This is a genomic window from Desulfobacula phenolica (assembly GCF_900105645.1).
Lineage (GTDB): Bacteria > Desulfobacterota > Desulfobacteria > Desulfobacterales > Desulfobacteraceae > Desulfobacula > Desulfobacula toluolica.
In genome coordinates this window covers 90,971-111,444 of the sequence record NZ_FNLL01000011.1, presented here as the reverse complement: position 1 = coordinate 111,444, position 20,474 = coordinate 90,971, and the positions used below count along the sequence as shown (strand labels likewise).

The window sequence follows — 20,474 nt, the reverse complement described above, 5'->3', positions numbered from 1 at the left end:
GGGCGGTATGATAAAGGCGTCGTAAAAATAAAACTTGCCTGTAATCATTTTGTAATGGTATCGTTCTAATTACTGAATAAAAAGTTCTTAACTGCGGTGTTCAATCTCAAGGTATTCAATTAAAACCGTTGTACCACTGAAGTTTCAAAGCATATGGCGTTTACAAAAAATCAAAGCGCTGTGGGAATAACTAATGACAGGAGGCCGTTGTGAAGTTAAGCTATCGAATGCGTCTTTTGCTTATAGTGATCAGCATTGGTGTGCTGGCCGGGGGCGGATTTTTTTTCAAAAAAATATTGATTCCGGATTCTTTTGGTATTTACGGCCATTACAGGGCAAATGCCATTGCAGAAGCCGCCCTTGTTCCGGTTAGGCACGGGACCAATGCATCCTGTTTCAAGTGTCACCCTTATGAAGCAAAAATTCATAAAAAAGGTCAGCATCAAACCATTTCATGTGAATTTTGTCACGGCACTTATGCGGATCATATCAAAAACGGCAAAAAGATCGGAAATCTTCCCGTTAAAAAAGAAAAGCAAATCACCACCCTGTGCCTCAGATGCCACAACACCGAAATCAAGGCAAGGCCTGAACACGTTATTAAAACCGTTGCCATGCCCAATCATTTAAAGGACCAACAAGTTAAACTCACTCACAATTGCAATCAATGTCATCATGTTCATGCACCTTTGAAATATATTATCCGGGCAAAACAGATAACCGGATTGCTGGAGGCAGGAGGATGAAAATATTAGATCCATCACCGGAAATGAACCGGCGGTCGTTTGTCAAAAAAGTTTTGAATGCAACCATTGCAGGTTCTTTATATCTGGTCTGGCCCATGGGAGGCGGCAGCCTTGAAATTCCCGAACAGATCCCGGGAATCAAGGGCAAAGACTATGACATTCGCAACCAGGAGTTTGCCTTTATCGTGGATATTACTCGCTGTATCGGCTGCGGGGCCTGCTGCATGGCTGATAAACGCGAATATAATGTGCCGGACGGGAACTACCGCACCTGGGTTGAGCGTTATGTAAAAGGATTCAGTGACCAAATTTATGTGGATTCTCCCAATGGCGGCCTGGATGGATACCAGACCCCCCGGACAGATATTGATGAAAAAACAAGGGACACCTTTTTTGTGCCCAAGCTGTGCAATATGTGCAGGCAAGCGCCATGTGTTCAGGTGTGCCCGGTGGGCGCAACATTTGTATCTCCGGACGGTTTTGTTCTGATGGATGAAAAGCAGTGTGTGGGATGTGGCTATTGCATCCAGGCCTGTCCCTATTCGGTTCGATTTTTAAACCCTGTTACAAAGGTCGCGGAAAAATGCACCTGGTGCTACCATCGGGTCAGAAAAGGACTGTTACCGGCCTGTGTCGAGGTCTGTCCAACAGGAGCCCGAAAATTCGGTTCCATGAAAGACGAAACATCCGAAGTCTATAAAATTTTAAAGGGTCCGGGTGTTCTGACGGTATTGAGAAAAGATATGGGAACCTGGCCCGCCCTTTATTACAAGGGCGCACGAAGGGAGGTGGTCTGATGGATGCCGCCTACGGCCCGGCAGCAATGCTGGTTTCCAATTATGTGTTCCCCAATGATCTTCATGTCCACTGGAGCATGATGATCGTCCTTTATCCGTATATGACAGGACTTGTGGACGGGGCGTTTATCATTGCGGCTCTTTACTATCTTTTTGATGTCAAAAGCCTCAAACCCGTGGCAAGATTCTCTCTTTTGTTTGCCCTGGCATTCCTGTGTTGTGCCACTTTGCCGCTTTTGCTTCATCTTGGGCGGCCCGAGCGAAATCTCAACATGCTGTTAACACCCAGCCCCAGCTCTGCCATGGCCGGATTCGGGTATATCTATGCCGTGTCCATGGGAGTTCTGGTCTTTATTGTTCTTTTTGTGTATCGAAAAGACCTGGTCACATCACGAAAAAATTCCAAAGGATTGCGAAAACTTTTGTATCGGGTTTTGACCTTTGACAGCATTGACCTGTCAACAGAAGCGCTTGTGCTGGATCAAAAAATCATCAGGTTCCTGGTCGGCATCGGTATCCCCGTTGCGATCGTCCTTCACGGTTATGTTGGATTTATCTTTGGCGGTGTCAAAGCCAATCCCACCTGGTCAACTCCGCTTATGCCGGTTATGTTTCTTTTTTCCGCCTGTGTGTCGGGAATATCTGCTGTTATCCCGGCATATATGGTCATCCGCAAAGCAAAAGGACGATCCATTGATCATGACTGCGTCAAAACCTGCATTAAAATCCTTACCCTGTTTTTTATCCTGGCATTTGCCTTTGAGATGCTGGAGGTTTTTTCCCATTCATACTTGAAATCCGGGTATCACCATATGGTTGAAGGGCTGCTGAACGGCCCGCTGGCAACCTCCTTCTGGTTATGGCAGGTCAAGATCTGTTCAGTGATCCCGTTGCTTCTCCTGGGAGTAATGGCCATATTCACGATAAAGCCCAAAACTTATAATTTTATGGCAGCTGTTGTTTCAATCATCCTCTTGCTTCAGGTGCTGATCATGCGATGGAATGTGGTGATCGGGGGCCAGCTCATGAGCAAGAGTGCCAGAGGTTATACACAATTTCATCCCGAGTGGTTTGACAAGGAGGGGATACTGGCGGTGATGATCGTCATGGCCATCCCGTTTGTTATTTTGTTTGTGTTAAGCCGGATCTTCCCATTCTGGACGCAGGACAATAAAACAATCGTAAAATAACCCTTAACATAAAACTTTAACTTAAACCTTTAACTTAAAATATGACATTTTTAAAAAAGGAGGTGATGCATGAAAGTTGTAAGGCAGTGCAGCAAAGCATCAATGATTTTGTATTTCAACTTAATATTATGGGAGAAAATTTTTATGATGGTTTTAAGATCATACCTGATTTTTGTTATGATATCTGTTTTTACAGCAGGGACTGCCCAGGCGTTGACCGAGGCATCCTTTGACGTAAAAAATCCAAAAAATCAGGAAATGAACAAAAAATGCATTACCTGTCATTTAAAAGAGAACAAGTCCCTGGTCCTTCAATGGGAAAATTCAGCTCATGCCGCAGCCAAAGAAGGCCAGGTGGGGTGTTTTACCTGTCATGCTGCAGACAAGGGATATGAACTGGGCTACGAACATGAAGGCGCTTTTATTAAAGCTGTTCTGTCACCCAGAGACTGTGCAAAGTGCCATGAACCCGAAGCCAGGGAAATGGCCCAGTCACACCATGCAACAGCCGGTGAAATCATGGCATCCCTTGATAATATGCTGGCCGAAGTGGTGGGCGGCATGCCCTCAAACAAGGGCAACATGGCCAGCGGCTGCTGGCAATGCCATGGTTCCGTGGTTTCCCTCAAGCGCGATAAGGATGGAAAGCCCATGCGTTCCAAGACCGACGCTCCTCAAATGGATTACAACACCTGGCCCAACTCCGGTATAGGGCGAATCAATCCAGACGGCACTAAAGGAGCCTGCAATGCCTGTCATTCCAAGCACTCTTTTTCCGCTTCCAGGGCAAGACAGCCGGAAAACTGCGGCAAATGCCATTTAGGGCCGGATCATCCCCAAAAAGAGATCTATGAAGAATCCAAACACGGGATTGCCTATTTCACGGCTGAAAAAACAAATTCTCCGGACGGCATGAATATCATGAAAGACGGCTCCTGGGTATTGGGCGATGATTACCATACCGCTCCTACCTGTTCCACCTGCCACATGGGTTCTTTTATCAAACTCAATGGTGCGGTTGCCAAAAACAGTCATAATGTGGGCGACAGGATTTCCTGGAATCTGAGGGCTGTTGTTTCTTCAAAACTCAACAGGGTGACCTTTACCGATAAAACCGTAACCGATATTACAGGTGACCTGCCTCCCCGTGCCGGCCAGACCGCCACCTCAAAAAGTTATGTCAGGGAAGGAGACAAGCTCAAAAAAATTATTTCCGAAAAAACCATCCAGAGTGTTGTGTCCTGGAAGCAGAGACGAACCAACATGCAGGAAGTGTGCAAATCATGTCACGGTGTCAACCAGGCCCAAAATTTTTACCGGCAGCTGGATGACGTGGTAATGCTATACAATGAAAAATTTGCCAAACCCGGCGTAGAACTGGTCAATATGCTGAAAAAAGACGAAATCTGGAAAAATACGGGATTCCAGAACAAACTAGGGTTTACATGGTTTGAAATATGGCACCATGAAGGCAGGAGAGCCAGGATGGCGGCCGCTATGTTTGCACCGGATTATACCCACTGGCACGGCATGTATGAAATTGCCAGAAATTTTTACCATGATTTTCTGCCGGAAGTTCAGGAAATGGCAGATCATGCCGGCAAGGGAGAAACGTATCGTACCCATATCAAGGAACTTCTGGCCAAACCGGAACATTTATGGATCAAAACCGGTGGCAGCGCAGAAACCATGAAGTTGATCGAAGAAGAAAACAAATTAAGGTATAACCAGTAACGATAATGGGCAGACCCGGCCGTTTCATACTACAATCCGGTCATACGGGTTTGCCCACAACAAAATATGAAAGTCGCTGTTTAAATTTTTCAAGACTTTCATATAAAATGGCCATGACAGATTGAACTGTCACAACTAAAAAATCATCCTGTGATCCCATAAAAAAAATACAAAATAAACATGACAACCCCAAGGAATAAAACAGTCATGCCGGCACCAGCCCTGACATAATCAATTACCTTGTAGCCGCCGGGCCTCATTATCAAAGCGTTGACCTGATGGGTTGGCAAAACAAAAGTATTGGATGCGGCTACGGCAACCATCAAGGCTGCCATTCTCGGATCAGCATTGCATTGGACTGCCATGTTCATGGCCAAAGGAATCATGAGTACAGTGGCCCCAACATTGGAAATGACCAAGGTAAAAAAGGAGGTTAAACAGCCGATAAGCAGGAATAAGACCAGAGGGGTGAGCGCTCCCTGCATCAAGTTGGCAATGGATGCGGATAAATAATGGGCAGCACCGGTTCGTTCAAAGGCAAGGCCCAGGGGAATCAGGCCTGCCAGCAGAAAAACCGTCATCCAGTCAACACCTTGATAGGCCTCATCAAGAGTCAACACCCGGGTGAGAATCATACCGACTGCCCCGGTAAGAAGGGCAATGGACAATTGAACGTTAAGACCCAGTGCCAGAACAAGGGCCAGAACAAGGCATCCAACCGCAAGCCCTGCTTTTTCAGGATGCATCAGTTCTCCCTGAATATGTTCTGTAAAGGCCAGATCTTTTTTGTGTTGCAGCAGATGAAATTTTTCCAGTTCACCAAACAGGAGAAAAGCATCTCCTGGCTGGATTTTTGTTTCCGAGATATCTTCAAGAAAAACCTGGTTTCTTCTGTAAAGAGCCAGAGGATTAACCTGGTATCTTTTTCGAAAATAGATCTGGTGCAGTGTCTTACCCACCAGTTCCGACCGTGGTGTGACAATGGCTTCGGTAATTTCCGTGTTGTCGGGAGATAATATTTCGCTCATGTGATCAAGTTCATCGCACAATTCCCACTCCAGAGTCTCGGCAAGACGATGGATATGTTCCCGGTTGCTGATGACACCGACAATATCACCGGGTTCAATAATATCCGATCTTGAAGGAACATTTACTTTATACCAGCCTTCTCCCCGGCCCTGTTTACAGATACAGATAACGGTTGAATGAAATTTAGGCCGGATTTCCAATTCATCCAGCCGCCTTGTCACAAAACCGGCAGGCACATTCAATTCATAGGCATTGTGAATTTCCAGGCCATAAGTACATTCAAGATCTTGATCAAGCAGGCAATGATCTTCCGCTTGAAGGGTGACAGCGGGTAAAACAATTTTACGAAAAAGAACAAAATAGACCATCGCACTTGTGACAAGCGCAATTCCGATGGGGGTGACACTGAAAAGTCCGAATGCCTCAAAAGGTTTATTCCCTATAATATTAAGATTGTTTGACCACCAGGATGCCATCAGATCATTTAAAAGAATCAAAGGGCTTGATCCCACCAGGGTAATGCATCCGCCGATCACCGCACAAAACCCCATGGGAATGAGAATCCTTGAAACCGGTACATTCAACTGCCTGCAGATCCTGTTGGTTGCCGGAAGAAACAGGGCTGCTGCACCGATATTCTGCATGAAGCTTGAAATAAATGCCACAGTGCCGGAGATCAAGGTCATAATACGAACTTCGCTTTTTCCGGCCAGACGGATGATATGCCGGGCAAAAATATTCATGACCCCGGTTTTATCAAGGCCATCCCCGATAATGATGACGGCAATGATCGAAACAACAGCATTGGAACTCAACCCGCTGATGGCCATGGATGGCTCGATCACACCGGACAAGGGAAGCAGGATCATCATTAAAAGCCCCACCATATCAACCCGAACCACTTCAAACACAAACAGCAGTGTCACAAAAATCAAAAATCCGAATACAATCATCATATCAGATGTTATTTCAGGAATAAGAACCATTTTTTTCTCTCAATAATTATTTCACTCAACTTTCTGACTTAAGCTTTAATGAACGGTGACCCCATCTGATGACCCCATCTAAATTTTGCCAAACTCAGAAAGTTGAATATTTCACCTCTTTATTCATACTCATAAGTTTAAAAATCTTTTCTACATTTATTTTTAAGCTGTCATCTTATAATCGGCAGCTGATTTTTTAGCTATGGATTTTGTTTTCCTTATTTCAACATACCTCATTATTTGCTATTGACAGCTTCATAAAAAAAAGCCTTTGACTTCACCATTCTTTTAGAACCCTTCCAACATAACGTCAAGTTGTTTGACCTGTTTTTCTCTTGTTCTGAATAACTGCCACGGGCAGACCTGGTCTTTCGCTCAGATTTGCCCACAACAAAACATGAAAGTCGCTGTTTGTATTTTTGAAGACTTTCATATAAACGGCCATGGCAAATTGACCTGCCAAAACAATAAATGCTAAGTTTTTAAGATATCATCTTATTATTTCGTGTTTAAAAAAAAATATGATATTGTAACAAATCAACACCAATCTTTTACCCAAGGAAGTGCATATGAAAAAAACAGGTGAAATCCTTATGGGCAAAGATCCCTTTGAGGAAATTTTAATGGGAAACGAGGCAGTTGTCAGGGCAATGATAGAAACTGGAACAACAGTGGTTTCATCTTATCCCGGTTCACCCACCCCTGAAATCGCAACTGCCATTTCAAGCATACCCGAAGCTGTAAGGCCTTTTTACTTTGAATTTTCAGTCAATGAAAAAGTGGCAACAGAAGTGGCATTTGGGGCGGCTTTGAATGGAAATCTTTCCTGTGTGTTTTTTAAAAGTGTCGGACTGAACGTGGCCCTTGATACCTTTGTCCAGCTTTCATTGATGAATATCATTGGCGGGATGGTGGTTGTACTAGGAGATGATCCTGGTGCGAATTCATCCCAGAACGAACAGGACAACCGAAATATTTATAAAATGTCCAGGATAACGGTTTTTGAACCGGCCTCCCCCAAGGAAGCCTATGCCTATTATAAACATGCCGCAGCACTTGCAAAAAAAGAGCAAACCGCAGTCGTGCTTAGACTGACCACGCATGTCTGCCATGCCAGGCAGAAGATAGCATTTGACAAATATGACGGGCAAACCCCTTACAAAACCGATTTCAACAAACAAAACGGCCCCTATATCCCTCTGACCACTCTGGCCCTGGATATGAAACGCCAATCCATTAAAAAAATGCGTCAAGCAAAGCATTATATTAAAGATGCAGGTTTAAACAAAGAATTAACCTCAAAAAACAACCGGGGCAAGGGGATCATCACCTCGGGCCTGACCTTTCTTTCGGTTCTTGATGTATTTGAAGACGCCCAATACAGACCGGACATCCTGAAGCTGGGCGCTGTCAATCCACTTGAAGAGGACATCATCCTATCCTTTTTAAAAGCCCATGATGAGGTTCTGATCATAGAAGAACTGGACGACTTTCTTGAAATTCAGATCAAATCACTGGCCTATGATTCAGGCTTGAAAACAAATCTGACAGGAAAAAAAGAGGATGAGGACTATGTGGGAGAGTACACCCCGGACAAGGTTATGGAAAAACTGGCGGCTGTATGGCCTGACATGATGTTAAATGCACCAAAATCCGTTGTTTGCGAAATAAAAACTCCAGCAATACAAGTTCCGCAACGACCCGCCCAGATGTGTCCGGGCTGTGGCCACAGAAGCGCCTTTTTTGCCATCAAAAAAGCTCTGGAGACCGAGGATGTAACCGTGGCGGATATAGGCTGTCATACGCTTGGATTTATGCCGCCGTATAATGTGGGAGAAGTTTTGATGTGCATGGGCGCGTCCTGCGGCATGGCATCAGGGTTGTCCTTGTTCAATGATAAAAAAAGAGTGGTGGCGTTTTTAGGGGATTCAACCTTTTTCCATGCAGGCCTGCCAGGATTGATCAACACTGTATTCAACCATCACAATATTACATTGATCATCATGGAAAACGGCACCACGGCCATGACCGGACATCAGGATCATGCCGGCAGTGAAATCCCCATTAAAAATTTACTTGAGGGACTTGGCATTGAAAGCATCCTTTCCTGTGATACTTACAACCAGTCCAAATTAACGGACCTTGTAAAACAATCCCTGAAAATAAAAGGCATCAGCGTTGTGATTGCCGAGCATCCCTGCATGCTCAAGTTTACAAGGCTTCAGCAAAAAAAGCCCGGATATGTCAAAAAACATATTACTATTGACCAGGAAACGTGCAACAAGACCCATGATTGCCTGGAGAAATTCGGCTGCCCGACATTTATCCGAAACCCTGATCAAAGTGTGGATATTAATCTTGACCTTTGTATTGGAGACGGATCTTGCAGACCGTCATGCCCGGTACAGGCAATTGATTTTGATAAAGGAGAAAAATGAAATCATATAATATTTATATCACCGGTGTTGGGGGGCAGGGCATTGGATTGTTAAGCCAGGCCCTTTTGAGGGGAATAGATAATGCAGGTATTAATGCCATTGCCGTGGATACCCATGGACTTGCCCAGAGAGGAGGAGTTGTTGTTTCCAGTATCCGATGCGGTGAAAAAATCCATTCGCCGCTGATCATGAATCATTGTGCAGATCTTGTTTTGGGTATGGAACTCCATGAAGCCCTGCGGGGACTTGGAATAGCCTTAAAAAAGGGAGGAACCCTTGTGTACATGGATGTGTCCTGGCAGCCGCTTCCCGTACGCTTAGGCCAGGCCCCTGCAATCACGGCAAAAGATATTCAAACAGCCTGTAAGGATTCAGGTGTAACAGCGATCAAAGTGGACACCCGATCCATAACCGATTCCAGGATGCAGAACATGGCTCTTCTGGGAACGGTTGCAAAACACGGGCTCATTCCAGGTGTATCAAAAAAAGATTATAACATGGCATTAAAAGATCTGCTTACAGAAGAAATGCTAAAAAACAACCGAAAAATTTTTGACGGGTATTGCGCATAAACATATTATTTATAGACCCCCTGTATCAGGACAGCTAATATTGTCAGGAGAATAAAGATGATTGATTTCTTTCACCAGTTCAACCCTGTTACCCAGGCATTAATCGCAACACTTTTTACCTGGGCTTTAACTGCCGCAGGTGCAGCACTTGTTTTTTTCACGAAAAATATAAATCAAAAACTCTTTGATTCAACTCTTGGCTTTGCTGCAGGTGTAATGATTGCAGCAAGCTTCTGGTCTCTTCTCTCACCCGGTATAGAGATGGCGGAACAATTGGGGCATACACCATGGCTGACCGCGGTCATTGGATTTATGAGCGGTGGAATTTTTATGAGACTGACAGATAAATTTTTACCCCACCTTCATCCCGGTTTAAGTATTGATAAAAGTGAGGGAATAAAGACGTCATGGCAGAGAAGCACCCTTTTGGTTCTTGCAATAACGCTTCATAACATACCCGAGGGACTGGCAGTTGGCGTCGCCTTTGGTGCTGTTGCTGCCAATCTTCCTTCCGCAACGATGGGGGGGGCAATTGCTTTGGCAATCGGCATTGGTATTCAGAATTTTCCTGAAGGAACAGCCGTATCAATGCCGTTGCGAAGAGAAGGAATGAGCAAGAAAAAAAGTTTTTTCATGGGGCAGGCTTCCGGTATGGTAGAACCCATCGCCGGTGTTCTGGGAGCCTTGTTTGTCATAAACATGCAGCAGATTCTGCCCTATGCCCTTTGTTTTGCTGCAGGCGCAATGATTTTTGTGGTGGTGGAAGAACTGATTCCTGAATCTCAAAGAAATTATAAAAACATTGATACGGTAACAATGGCGACAATGATTGGTTTTTCAGTGATGATGATTCTTGATGTGTCTTTGGGATAAATTACCATCTATAAAATGTTTTGAGTTGCTTCATCAACATAAAATAGTAAAATAGGCTAATCATAAAATATGTTAAAATCTTAGCCCAAATTGTTTTAAGTGATGTAAAATTGATATTTATTCTCAAACATGTCACAATAAAGAACATCAAGATAAAAATCAAACAATCGGGAGACAAATTATGCCTACAGGTGCCTGCGGAATAAATTGCGACGTATGCCGACTGAATCTGCTTGGGCTTTGTACCAGCTGCGGGTCCGGGAAAAGCGATGAAGCCCGGCTGAAACTGGAAACCCAAAAAAGATTATTCAACGATACCTGTCCTATTTTAAGCTGCGTTGTAATGAACAATAAGGATTACTGCTTACGGGACTGCAACCAGTTTCCCTGCGAAAATTATCTGCAAAATCCCTATCCCTTTTCCGGGGCATACCTGCAGATGCAAAAAAGAAGACGAGAACACCCTCTGCTATCAACAGACCCTTTGGGAAATCAGGTGCAAATACCTGAAGAATATTGGGATGAGGTTCTAAAAAGGGATCTTAACCTTGTCTGCTCCTATTCTCTGGCACAAACCGATTGCCAAGGGAATCTTGTTTTTCAGTTTTTGAATGAAAAAATAGTTCTGGACCTAAAAAACAAAGAGATTAAAAAAAGGACGGAACAAGAAGATATACCCATTGACTGTGAATTGCTCGGGCTGATTTCGCTCACATACTTTAAAACAGTTGACAGACTTTATCCTCTTGGAAAAACCATGATTTCATCCAAGGATATGAAACAGGGCCTCTATTTTACGGGGAAAAACAGGTTAAAAAAAGAGCCTGTCCTGAGAAAATTCAAAGATGATCATGAAGAGTTTATCCAAAGCGCTGCAAAATTAGGCGGCAAACCCATGGATATGGCTGATGCCGCCTGTGTGCTTTACCCCTTTCCCAGGGTTCCTGTATATTATCTGTTATGGAATTCCAGTGATCAGTATGAATCCTGCATTTCAATACTGTTTGACAGATCCATTGAAGCTGTTTTTCCCCCGCCGATCATCTGGGGGCTTGTCAACCTTGTGAATTCATATCTATTAACGTGTTAAAGCTTTTGCGACTTAAGCTTCATCCTGTTTAAGCCGCACCGTATTTTTCAAGATAAGCATCAATTTTTGCAAGCATGCCGTCATCAAGAACAACTCGGCCATTTATTTTTTTATTGTGCAGGTATGCTTTTATATCTGCAATGGTGACAATGGAATATATGGGAATACCGAGGATTTCTTCAACTTCCTTTAATGCGTTTTTATCGGTTTTACCTTTTTCCTGGCGGTTGACACTGATAACAATACCGCTGACTTTTGGCGCATTACAGGATTTAAGGATTTCAAGAGATTCCCTGATGGCCTTACCCGATGTGATCACATCATCCACTAAAATCAGCCGGGTGTCTGCCGTCAGGGGCATGCCCACCACAAGGCTTTTGTCCGCATAGGTTTTGGCTTCTTTTCGATTAAACACATACCCTTTGTCCATGCCCATGTCACAAAGTGCCTGGGCTGCTGAAATGCACAAAGGAATCCCTTTGTAAGCCGGCCCGTAAACGCCGTCAAAACTGTCTGAGAAATGTTCAATTACGGCTTTGGCATAAAAAGCACCCAGTTTTTTAATTTTCATTCCTGTGTCAAACATGCCGGTATTGATAAAATAGGGGGCCAGCCTGCCGCTCTTTAATTCAAATTCGCCGAATTTCAAGGCATCGCAGTCGACTAAAAATTCAATAAATTCTTCTTTGTATGTCATTCAAATATCCTTTTAACATCATCTTTTATAAAAAAGTCCTGGCAAATCCAATCGTGACTTTAATTATTTGTTGTGGGCAAACCCGGATGAAAGAGCAAGCCTGCCCATGGCAGTTATTTGCATCGCCAGGAAAAATATTGGGAAAGCTCAACATCCTTACCGGATTTTAACAGGGCTTTGGTGTTAAAGTCATTCATTTCACGCAATTCGCCGGAACCAAATACCGGTCCGTCTTTGCACACCAGCTGTTTTCCGCAGACACAGGCACCGCATACCCCGAATCCGCATCTCATGTACCTTTCCAAAGAGACCTGGCAGGGGATGTGGTGAGTTTCGCATAGATTAAAAACATGGTACATCATGATTTCAGGCCCGCAGGTATAGACCATGTCAAATTGCCTGCCGGATGCTATTGCTTTTTCAAGAAGATCCGTAACAAGGCCTTTTTGACCAAAACTGCCGTCATCCGTGCAAAATTGCCGCCGGGTATCAAACCTGTCCGGGTAAAGGATATACTCTTTTGATTTTGCGCCATGGATAACGGTTGTATTTTTATCCAGTATTTCCACCAGCGGAGCCAACGGTGCCATACCGCAGCCACCTGCCACAACGGCCACGGTGTGATCGGTTTGAATATCAAACCCGTTTCCAAAAGGCCCCCTGATGCCGACCAGGTCTCCTTTGTTCAAAGAAACGGCTTTTTGGGAAAAAATCCCCTTGGCCTCAATGGTAATGGCAAACCTGTCTTTTGAATGAAAACAAATGGTATAGGGTTTTTCATCAACACCCGGAATCCAGACCATGACAAACTGGCCGGGTTTAAATGGCATGGCATAATTAAAAAAAAGTGTGGCAAAGGCCGTGCCTTCAATGCGTTTTTCATCTACCCTTAGCATGATATGTTTCTGATCGGTAATCGTGTTCATCATCATTTTTCCTTATGGGCCGCCCCTTTTATGTCCTCTATGCTTAAGTTCCGGTTTGAAAGCCAGGCGTTCATTTCATCCGTGACCTTTTGAAACACGTCAATTCCCCTGTACCGGACAGCGCTTCCGATTCCCACAAGGCTTGCTCCTGCCATAATGATCTCAATTGCATCTTCTCCTGTGGTGATGCCTCCAAGCCCGATGATGGGAATATTCACAGCCTTGTAGATATCAAATACACACCTGACGGCAATTGGTTTTATCATGGGGCCGGACAGCCCGCCCTTCTTAAAGGCCAGCACCGGCATTGCCGACTCAATATCAATCACCATCCCGGGACCCACGGTGTTGATGGCGCAGATCGCATCAGCCCCTGCATCCTCACAGGCTTTGGCAATGTCCCCGATATCCGGGGCCTGGGGGGTCAATTTTACAATGAGAGGAACATTAATCACCTCTTTGACGGCAGACACCACGTCCTGAGAAGACTGCCGGTTGATGCCGAATATCATGCCGTGCTTTTCAGAGTTGGGACAAGAGATATTAATTTCGATAAAATCCGGTTTTTTGGCGGATACAAATTCCGCCACCACCTGGTATTCTTTGACAGACCCGCCATAAACGCTTGCAATCAATGGAAAATCGCGTTCATCAAGATCCTGCCATTCATTTTCCATATTCAAATATCCAGGAGACGGCAGTCCCACAGCATTTATCATACCCTGGCCCAGATCAATCACCGTTGGATTTTTATGCCCGTCCCTGGGCGCAGGACCGATGGATTTCATGGTCACAAGACCGCAGCCGTTTTCATGGACTCTTTCAAGGATCTCCTTGCTGTTCCCAAGAACCCCTGAAGCCAGAACCATATGATTTTTTAATGTTTTTCCAAGAAACTGGATTGTCATTTATACACATCCGTTTTTTAAAATTAATTTTTGTTGAGCCTTATTAGCATACTATGACAATTTGAAACAATGAAGATTTAAAAAATTTCATGCCAATGAATGGGTATAAGAATATAATTTAAATTCATAAGATATGATTTCCTTCTTGACAAACAAGGTATCGTGCTTTTATGAATAAAGCGTATAGAAAATACTTTAGCCGCTAATATACCGGCATGACAAAGAATAATAAAACAACCATATAAATCAATACTTTTTTTAAACGGCCTGTTGATTTACCAAAGGAATTGAAGAAATAAGATGAAAGAACTCAATGCACGGTATGAATGACGGCATAAGCAACAAAGAGATGACGCGCTGGCAGGAATACCTTGGCGGTAAGTGGGATCTTTTTTCAAATGAAGGCAACCTGGGAACTTCAGAATCTTTATGGGTATCCAGGAAAGAAAATATGATCCGATACCTTGCTTGTGACTGCACTTCCACCATGGACGTGTCCGCAAGCCTGTTAAAACAAAATCGCTTTCCCCAATGGTCCTGGATTCTTTCAGAGGCACAGAACCAGGGGCGGGGTCAGCTTGGGCGATCCTGGATTTCCATGCCCGGAAATCTTTTTGCCACCATCAGGCTTCCCCAAAATGCCGGAACCCTGGGAAATCTTCTGCCACTGGCCCTGGGAGTTGTACTGGTGGAGGTGATGGCAGAACTGGGATTGCCGGCAGAGATCAAGTGGCCCAACGACATCCTGGTGGGCCGGACCAAAGTGGGGGGAATTCTCGTGGAAGAACGTTACGGGAAAAGCCTTGCCGGTATTGGTATCAATGTCCATAAAGGGCCTGAAGCTGATTTTTTTTCACAATCATTTAAAATTATCCCTGGATCTTTTCAAACTTTTGGTGTAAAAATATCGGTTCCCCATTTATGGATGCGCATAGAGTTGTTTCTGAAACATCGCCTTGCTGCATTCATCTCTCACCCCGGTCATGTGGTGGAGCGCCTGGGAAAATGTTTGGCATTCAAAAATGAACCAATCATTGTGACACATGCGGGACCATGGAACGGACCTGCAACACTGGTGGATATTTCAGCCACGGGAGGACTCATTATCAGAACGGCCAGGGGGGATCAGATGATTGACAGGGGACAGATATCCCCCCGGGTGTTTTAGGACAAAAAGGAAACAGTATCATGAAAACATTTGAAGAAATTGTACAAGAAATAAATGGAAAAAAAATACTGGTTGCCAACCGCGGTATTACCGCCAGGCGAATTATGCGTTCAATACGGGAAGTCCTTGGGGCTGTTCCGGTTCTGACGGTAACCGATGTGGACAAAACCGCTCCTTTTACCTCAGGTGCCCAGGAACTCATCTTACTGGGAAAAAATCCGTCTGCTTACCTGGACATCGACCGTATCCTGGAAATAGCCAAGTCTCGCGGCATTGCCGCTGTTCATCCGGGATGGGGGTTTGCTTCGGAAGATTCCAGCTTTCCTAAAAAGTGCAAGGAAGCCGGTATCCTTTTTATCGGTCCTCCCACAGAACCCATGGAGCTTCTGGGAAACAAAGTCCGGGTAAGAGAATTGGCCACAAAAATCGGGGTGCCTGTAGTGCCCGGCTCCACCGGGGCTGTGGAGCTGGATGAAGCAAAAAAAATCGCCAGAGAAATAGGGCTGCCGGTAATGCTCAAAGCCGAAGGCGGCGGTGGCGGCAGGGGAATTTATGAAGTATATGACATGGAACAGCTGGAATCCGCCTTTTCCAAAGCATCCGTGCTGGCCCAGGCCTCTTTTGGCAACCCCAGGATCTATGTGGAAAAATTATTGACCTCGGTTCGGCACATTGAGATCCAGGTTATTGCCGATCAGCACGGCAACGTATTCGCCTTTGATGAGCGCGATTGCACAGTCCAGAGAAATCACCAGAAACTGGTGGAAATAACCCCATCACCCTGGCCCCTGATGACCGACGAACTGAGAAAAACCCTGAAAGGTTATGCTCGGGATCTGGTACGGGAAGTTGGCTACTACTCCCTGGCAACGGTTGAGTTTCTGGTGGATGCCGACGGCACCCCCTTCCTCATCGAGGTCAATACCCGTCTCCAGGTGGAACACGGCATTACCGAGTGCCGTTACGGCATAGATCTGGTGGAAGAGCAGATTGCAGTGGCATTCGGTTCCCGCCTCCGGTTCAGCGAAGATATGACCCGGCCGGTTTCCAATGCCATCCAGGTGCGCATCAACTGCGAAGATCCCCAAAACGGATTCGCCCCCAATGCCGGTCACATTGCCCGTTACATCTCTCCTGGAGGCCCGGGAGTCCGTATGGATTCGTGTGTTTCCGGCGGGTATGCATTCCCTTCCAACTATGATTCTGCTGCAGCTCTTCTCATTGCTCATGGTGAAAACTGGGAAAAGACCCTGGCAGTAATGGAACGGGCCCTGAAAGAATATATCATCGGCGGGCTCAAGACCACCATACCCTTTCACCAGAAAATCATCGCCCATCCGGTATTCCAGTCCGGGATCTACGATACAAGGTTCGTGGAAAAAACGCCTGAACTTATGCTCTACCGGGATTCAGAACCAGAAAGCCTCAGACTCAGCCGACTGGTAGCACAAATTTCAGCCCGGGGTTACAACCCTCATGTGCAGCTGGGAGAATACCGGGGCCGTGAAGACAAGCGCATGGACGTGTTTGATCCGGTCATGCCGGAACTGCCCACTGCTGCTGCCCCGTCAATCTATCCCAGGTGGGACCGCACAGCTCTCATGGACGCGGTAAGGGACACCCCCCATGTACATATTGCAGACACAACGCCCCGTGACATCACCCAGTCCAACAGCGGCAACAGGTTCCGCCTGGCCGAGGATATTCTGACCGGACCCTACCTGGACCGCTGCGGCTTTTTTTCCATTGAAAACGGAGGCGGAGCCCATTTCCATGTGGCCATGATGGCCAATATGACCTATCCGTTCAATGAGGCACGGCTCTGGAATACGTTTGCACCAACCACCCCCAAACAGATCCTGGTGCGGTCAACCAACCTTTTGGGCTACAAGCCCCAGCCCAAAAAGCTGATGCATCTCACAGGAGAGATGATCTGCCAACACTATGATATTGTCCGGTGTTTCGACTTTTTAAACCATGTGGAAAACATGCGACCCTTTGCCGAAGTTGTGCTGGCATCCCAGGCCAACACATTCCAGCCGGCTATATCGCTCTCCTGGGCCAAGGGGTTTGATGTAAATCATTACCTTGGTGTGGCAGAACAGATGATCCATCTGGTTGCCGATGTGGCAGGGGTGTCACAAAAAGCCGCCACCCGGATGTTTATCCTGGGACTCAAGGACATGGCCGGGGTATGCCCGCCAAGGTTTATCAAACAGCTGGTGGCCGAACTGAGAAGTCGTTATCCCGAGCTGATTCTGCACTACCACCGCCACTGCACTGACGGATTGTTTGTCCCGGCTGTGGGAGCTGCAGCCAAAGCCGGGGCTCATATTGTGGACACCGGCATCGGGGCTGCTGTCAGATGGTACGGCCAGGGGGAAGTTCTTTCCACCGCCGCCTACATGGAAGAGGAACTGGGGCTGAGTACCCGCATTGATAAAGATAGTATCCGAACCTGTAATTTTGTTTTCAAACAGATCATGCCCTATTATGACCGTTATACAGCTCCCTATTTCCAGGGCATAGACCACGACGTTGTACAACACGGCATGCCGGGCGGAGCCACTTCCTCATCTCAGGAAGGAGCCATGAAACAGGGCTATATTCACCTTTTACCCCAGATGCTGCAGTTTTTAACCGGCACCCGTCAGATTGTCCGGTATCATGACGTAACTCCCGGTTCCCAGATCACATGGAATACCGCATTTCTGGCCGTCACCTCTGCCTGGAAACGTGGAGGGGAAGAAGAGGTGAAACACCTGCTGTGGATACTGGATACAGTGGTCAACACCCAGGAAGACCAATTGCCGGAAAATTTAAAAACCGACCGGCTCGTTCTCTACAAAGACAGCAACGATGCTTTCAGGGATCTGCTTTTGGGCAAATTCGGCAAACTGCCTCTGGGTTTTCCGCCGGACTGGGTCTATGCTTCCGCCTTTGGCGAATCCTATAAAGAGGCCATTGAAAACCGCACCCAGGCCTCACCCTTGGAGTCTCTTGAACCTGTGGACATTGCTGCGGAACAAAAAAGTCTGGAAGATAATATCAACCGGATTCCCACGGACGAAGAGGTTGTAATGTATCTCAACCACCCTGGAGACGCCCTCAAGACAATCACCTTTCGCCAGGAATTCGGCAACCCCAACTGGCTTCCCCTGGATGTCTGGTTTGAAGGACTGGTGCCGGACCGGGAACTTTTTTTCAAGGATACTGACGGAAAACCCCACTCCATGAAAATACTGGGCATCGGAGAAACCGACAGCCAGGGAATAAGTGAGGTGCGTTATACTCTGAACGGAGAACTTTTGAGCTATACGGTCAAGGTGGCCGAAGCTACTGGAACCGGAGCCGGTGTTATGGAGATGGCAGACAAAAAAGATCCCTGTCAGGTAGCCTCGCCCAGCTCAGGTGATCTCTGGATCATGTATGTAAAACCAGGTGATATTGTCAAAAAAGGCGAAGAGCTGTTCAACATCACCATCATGAAACAGGAAAAATCAGTGCTTTCTCCCATGGACGGCATGGTGGAGCGGGTTCTCAAAATTGCTGATTACAAGTATGATAAAAAGATGGTTCCGGTCATAGAAGGTGAACTGCTGGTGGTACTGGGTGCCATCCCCAGGCGATGCAGCGCCTGTGAGGCTCCACTTAAGGATGAAAACTTCAAGTTCTGTCCTGCATGCGGCAAGGCCTGCGCCTGAGATTGATCTATGGTAACATATTCCGGGCAGAATTTTTATTTGTCTGCCCGGAATAACCATGGAGCTTCACCTTGTTGTTCCGGCACCGGCCAGAGCAAACAGCTCAAATTCCAATAATGCGTTTCATGGGAATTCCATGCCCGGCATCTCCCCTGACAAGCGCAAAGGATTTTACACCGGGAGCTTTATTGATATATCCTGGTGACAGACATGTGTTTTTCATCTGAAGTTCCATGAATATTTCCTCTAAGCCGCCATATCCCATGCTGGTGCTGATCTCATCCGCAAGCGAGAACACATCTTCAAGCTGATCAATTTTTTCCAGATGATCCACATGAAAGAAAATTTCAGGATATGTCCCGTAAATATCCCTGATCCATGGTGTGTTTGAAAATTTTTCAGCATAAATATTCTCAATATTCATATCATCAGCCAGTTTTTCAATAAACTCAATTGTTTTAAAAAATATTTCATCTTTATGTTTGATCAGATGACTCTTGGCCGACGATGCCTGATGATCACGAAAAGCAAAGGTTGTTTCAACGGCATCAATGGCCAGGAATGTATAGTCTGATTTTAATGAAGACCCGGTTTGATAAATTCCATAGCTATTGGGTCCTGTGACATAAAGAGGCAGAAGATGAACTTTCATTACAAATTCACCTTCAAAAAAAACTTTTACGATCTGATAATTTTTGTCTAATATCCATGAAAATACTGTCCAGAAAATATTTTCAATGTTTCTGTCAGACTGGAAATTACGTTTGTCAGCCGTACAGTCACCGGTTATCTTGCCAAGTTCAAGATACGAATAATCCCGCGTTGCATACTCAAATTCAATCCCTTTGCCCGTAATTCCCGCAACACAATGAATTGCTGAAAGCGGATGGCTGGCATTAAATTTCAAAAGATAATGGCTGATTTCATCTGCAAAACAGTTGATTGCCTCACCTTTTGGCAACGACAGAGTATCATCACTGAATTGTTTGATTTGAGTACTCATTGAATAGCAATTAAGCGTATCAAGAACTTTTTTTGCTGCCTGAAGCTGCTTTCCGCTTCCGTTCCTGATTTTTTTTGTCAATATTTCAGATGTTTTTTCAAGCAGGAGATGAGGACGAATTGAGTTGAGTACATCTTTTCTGATAAGCCCGCTGCCGGATAAAACCCTCTTGATATCAAGGCCGGAAAAATAATTGAGACACTCTTGGTCTTCGTTTAAGATTGTTTTTACAATCGCAGGATCATTAATGTTAAAAAAAGGGATAATATCAACTTTAAATTCAGATTTCAGGTCTCTGTGCCACTCCTGAAAAAATTGATACACTTTTTTTTTCAAATTTTTCTTTTTATCGGAAAGCAGATCCCGTATGAGACGTCCTGTTTTAAGGTTCAGGGATTTGTTGTCGCTTCTGTTTTTATTGCCGTCTTTTTTGGCGGAAACAAACCCATACTTACTGGGTAATTGTCCAAATTTTTTTTTTGCATCTGTAAGAGATATATTAAGCGGGCCTTCATTGCCGCTGAAGCCTGTTATGACGGGGTTGTATTCGGGTTTTTGATTCTCGGACATTTGTTTTCCTATCGGCATATCAATTTCAAGGCCAGGTCATTGG

General features: G+C 45.4%; 15 protein-coding genes. 10 read left to right on the top strand and 5 right to left on the bottom strand.

The genetic code is table 11. The annotated features are described in order from the left end of the window. Positions 1-209: 209 nt before the first annotated feature. From BLT94_RS17165 to BLT94_RS17150, 4 genes are all read left to right on the top strand, one after another. Entirely contained in the window at positions 210-746 is a 537-nt protein-coding gene (locus tag BLT94_RS17165) for a cytochrome c3 family protein (RefSeq protein ID WP_139169057.1), read from the top strand. Then, positions 743-1,543 (top strand): 4Fe-4S dicluster domain-containing protein, encoded by an 801-nt coding sequence (locus tag BLT94_RS17160; protein ID WP_092236803.1) that lies wholly within the window; start codon positions 743-745, stop codon positions 1,541-1,543. The genes BLT94_RS17165 and BLT94_RS17160 overlap by 4 nt, the downstream gene beginning before the upstream one ends. Continuing rightward, positions 1,543-2,733, top strand: a complete 1,191-nt coding sequence (gene nrfD / locus BLT94_RS17155) for an NrfD/PsrC family molybdoenzyme membrane anchor subunit (protein WP_245743162.1) — start codon at positions 1,543-1,545, stop codon at positions 2,731-2,733. Before BLT94_RS17160 ends, nrfD begins: the two co-directional genes overlap by 1 nt. 144 nt (positions 2,734-2,877) lie before the next feature. After that, on the top strand, positions 2,878-4,467 hold the full coding sequence (locus BLT94_RS17150; RefSeq protein WP_245743161.1) for a multiheme c-type cytochrome: 1,590 nt from the start codon (positions 2,878-2,880) through the stop codon (positions 4,465-4,467). A 143-nt stretch (positions 4,468-4,610) separates the two neighbouring features. On the opposite strand, the gene BLT94_RS17145 is transcribed toward BLT94_RS17150, so the two are convergent. Then, positions 4,611-6,482 (bottom strand): SLC13 family permease, encoded by a 1,872-nt coding sequence (locus tag BLT94_RS17145; protein WP_092236798.1) that lies wholly within the window; start codon positions 6,480-6,482, stop codon positions 4,611-4,613. A 569-nt stretch (positions 6,483-7,051) separates the two neighbouring features. Here BLT94_RS17145 and BLT94_RS17140 point away from each other — a divergent pair. The 4 genes from BLT94_RS17140 (at position 7,052) to BLT94_RS17125 (ending at position 11,455) form a co-directional block, all read left to right on the top strand. Beyond that, positions 7,052-8,920 (top strand): thiamine pyrophosphate-dependent enzyme, encoded by a 1,869-nt coding sequence (locus tag BLT94_RS17140; RefSeq protein ID WP_092236796.1) that lies wholly within the window; start codon positions 7,052-7,054, stop codon positions 8,918-8,920. Then, positions 8,917-9,492: a 2-oxoacid:acceptor oxidoreductase family protein gene (locus tag BLT94_RS17135; protein WP_092236794.1), complete on the top strand. Its 576-nt coding sequence runs from the start codon at positions 8,917-8,919 to the stop codon at positions 9,490-9,492. The genes BLT94_RS17140 and BLT94_RS17135 overlap by 4 nt, the downstream gene beginning before the upstream one ends. Before the next feature lie 57 nt (positions 9,493-9,549). Continuing rightward, positions 9,550-10,365, top strand: a complete 816-nt coding sequence (locus BLT94_RS17130; RefSeq protein ID WP_014955816.1) for a ZIP family metal transporter — start codon at positions 9,550-9,552, stop codon at positions 10,363-10,365. 181 nt (positions 10,366-10,546) lie between these two features. After that, positions 10,547-11,455, top strand: coding sequence for a DUF3786 domain-containing protein (locus tag BLT94_RS17125; RefSeq protein ID WP_014955817.1), 909 nt, complete (start codon positions 10,547-10,549; stop codon positions 11,453-11,455). Between the two features lie 28 nt (positions 11,456-11,483). Here BLT94_RS17125 and pyrE read toward each other — a convergent pair whose 3' ends face one another. The 3 genes from pyrE to BLT94_RS17110 form a co-directional block, all read right to left on the bottom strand. Further along, a complete protein-coding gene (pyrE, locus tag BLT94_RS17120) occupies positions 11,484-12,152 on the bottom strand; it encodes an orotate phosphoribosyltransferase (protein ID WP_092236791.1) in 669 nt (222 codons plus the stop codon). A gap of 113 nt (positions 12,153-12,265) precedes the next feature. Further along, positions 12,266-13,084 (bottom strand): dihydroorotate dehydrogenase electron transfer subunit, encoded by an 819-nt coding sequence (locus BLT94_RS17115; RefSeq protein WP_245743160.1) that lies wholly within the window; start codon positions 13,082-13,084, stop codon positions 12,266-12,268. Next, a complete protein-coding gene (locus BLT94_RS17110) occupies positions 13,081-13,986 on the bottom strand; it encodes a dihydroorotate dehydrogenase (RefSeq protein ID WP_092236784.1) in 906 nt (301 codons plus the stop codon). The genes BLT94_RS17115 and BLT94_RS17110 overlap by 4 nt, the downstream gene beginning before the upstream one ends. Before the next feature lie 313 nt (positions 13,987-14,299). On the opposite strand from BLT94_RS17110, the gene BLT94_RS17105 reads away from it, so the two are divergent. Both BLT94_RS17105 and BLT94_RS17100 read left to right on the top strand, forming a co-directional pair. Beyond that, on the top strand, positions 14,300-15,154 hold the full coding sequence (locus BLT94_RS17105) for a biotin--[acetyl-CoA-carboxylase] ligase (protein WP_092236781.1): 855 nt from the start codon (positions 14,300-14,302) through the stop codon (positions 15,152-15,154). A gap of 20 nt (positions 15,155-15,174) precedes the next feature. Then, entirely contained in the window at positions 15,175-18,858 is a 3,684-nt protein-coding gene (locus BLT94_RS17100; RefSeq protein ID WP_092236777.1) for a pyruvate carboxylase, read from the top strand. A 103-nt stretch (positions 18,859-18,961) separates the two neighbouring features. Here BLT94_RS17100 and BLT94_RS17095 read toward each other — a convergent pair whose 3' ends face one another. After that, positions 18,962-20,431, bottom strand: a complete 1,470-nt coding sequence (locus BLT94_RS17095) for a hypothetical protein (protein ID WP_092236774.1) — start codon at positions 20,429-20,431, stop codon at positions 18,962-18,964. Between the last annotated feature and the right edge of the window lie 43 nt (positions 20,432-20,474).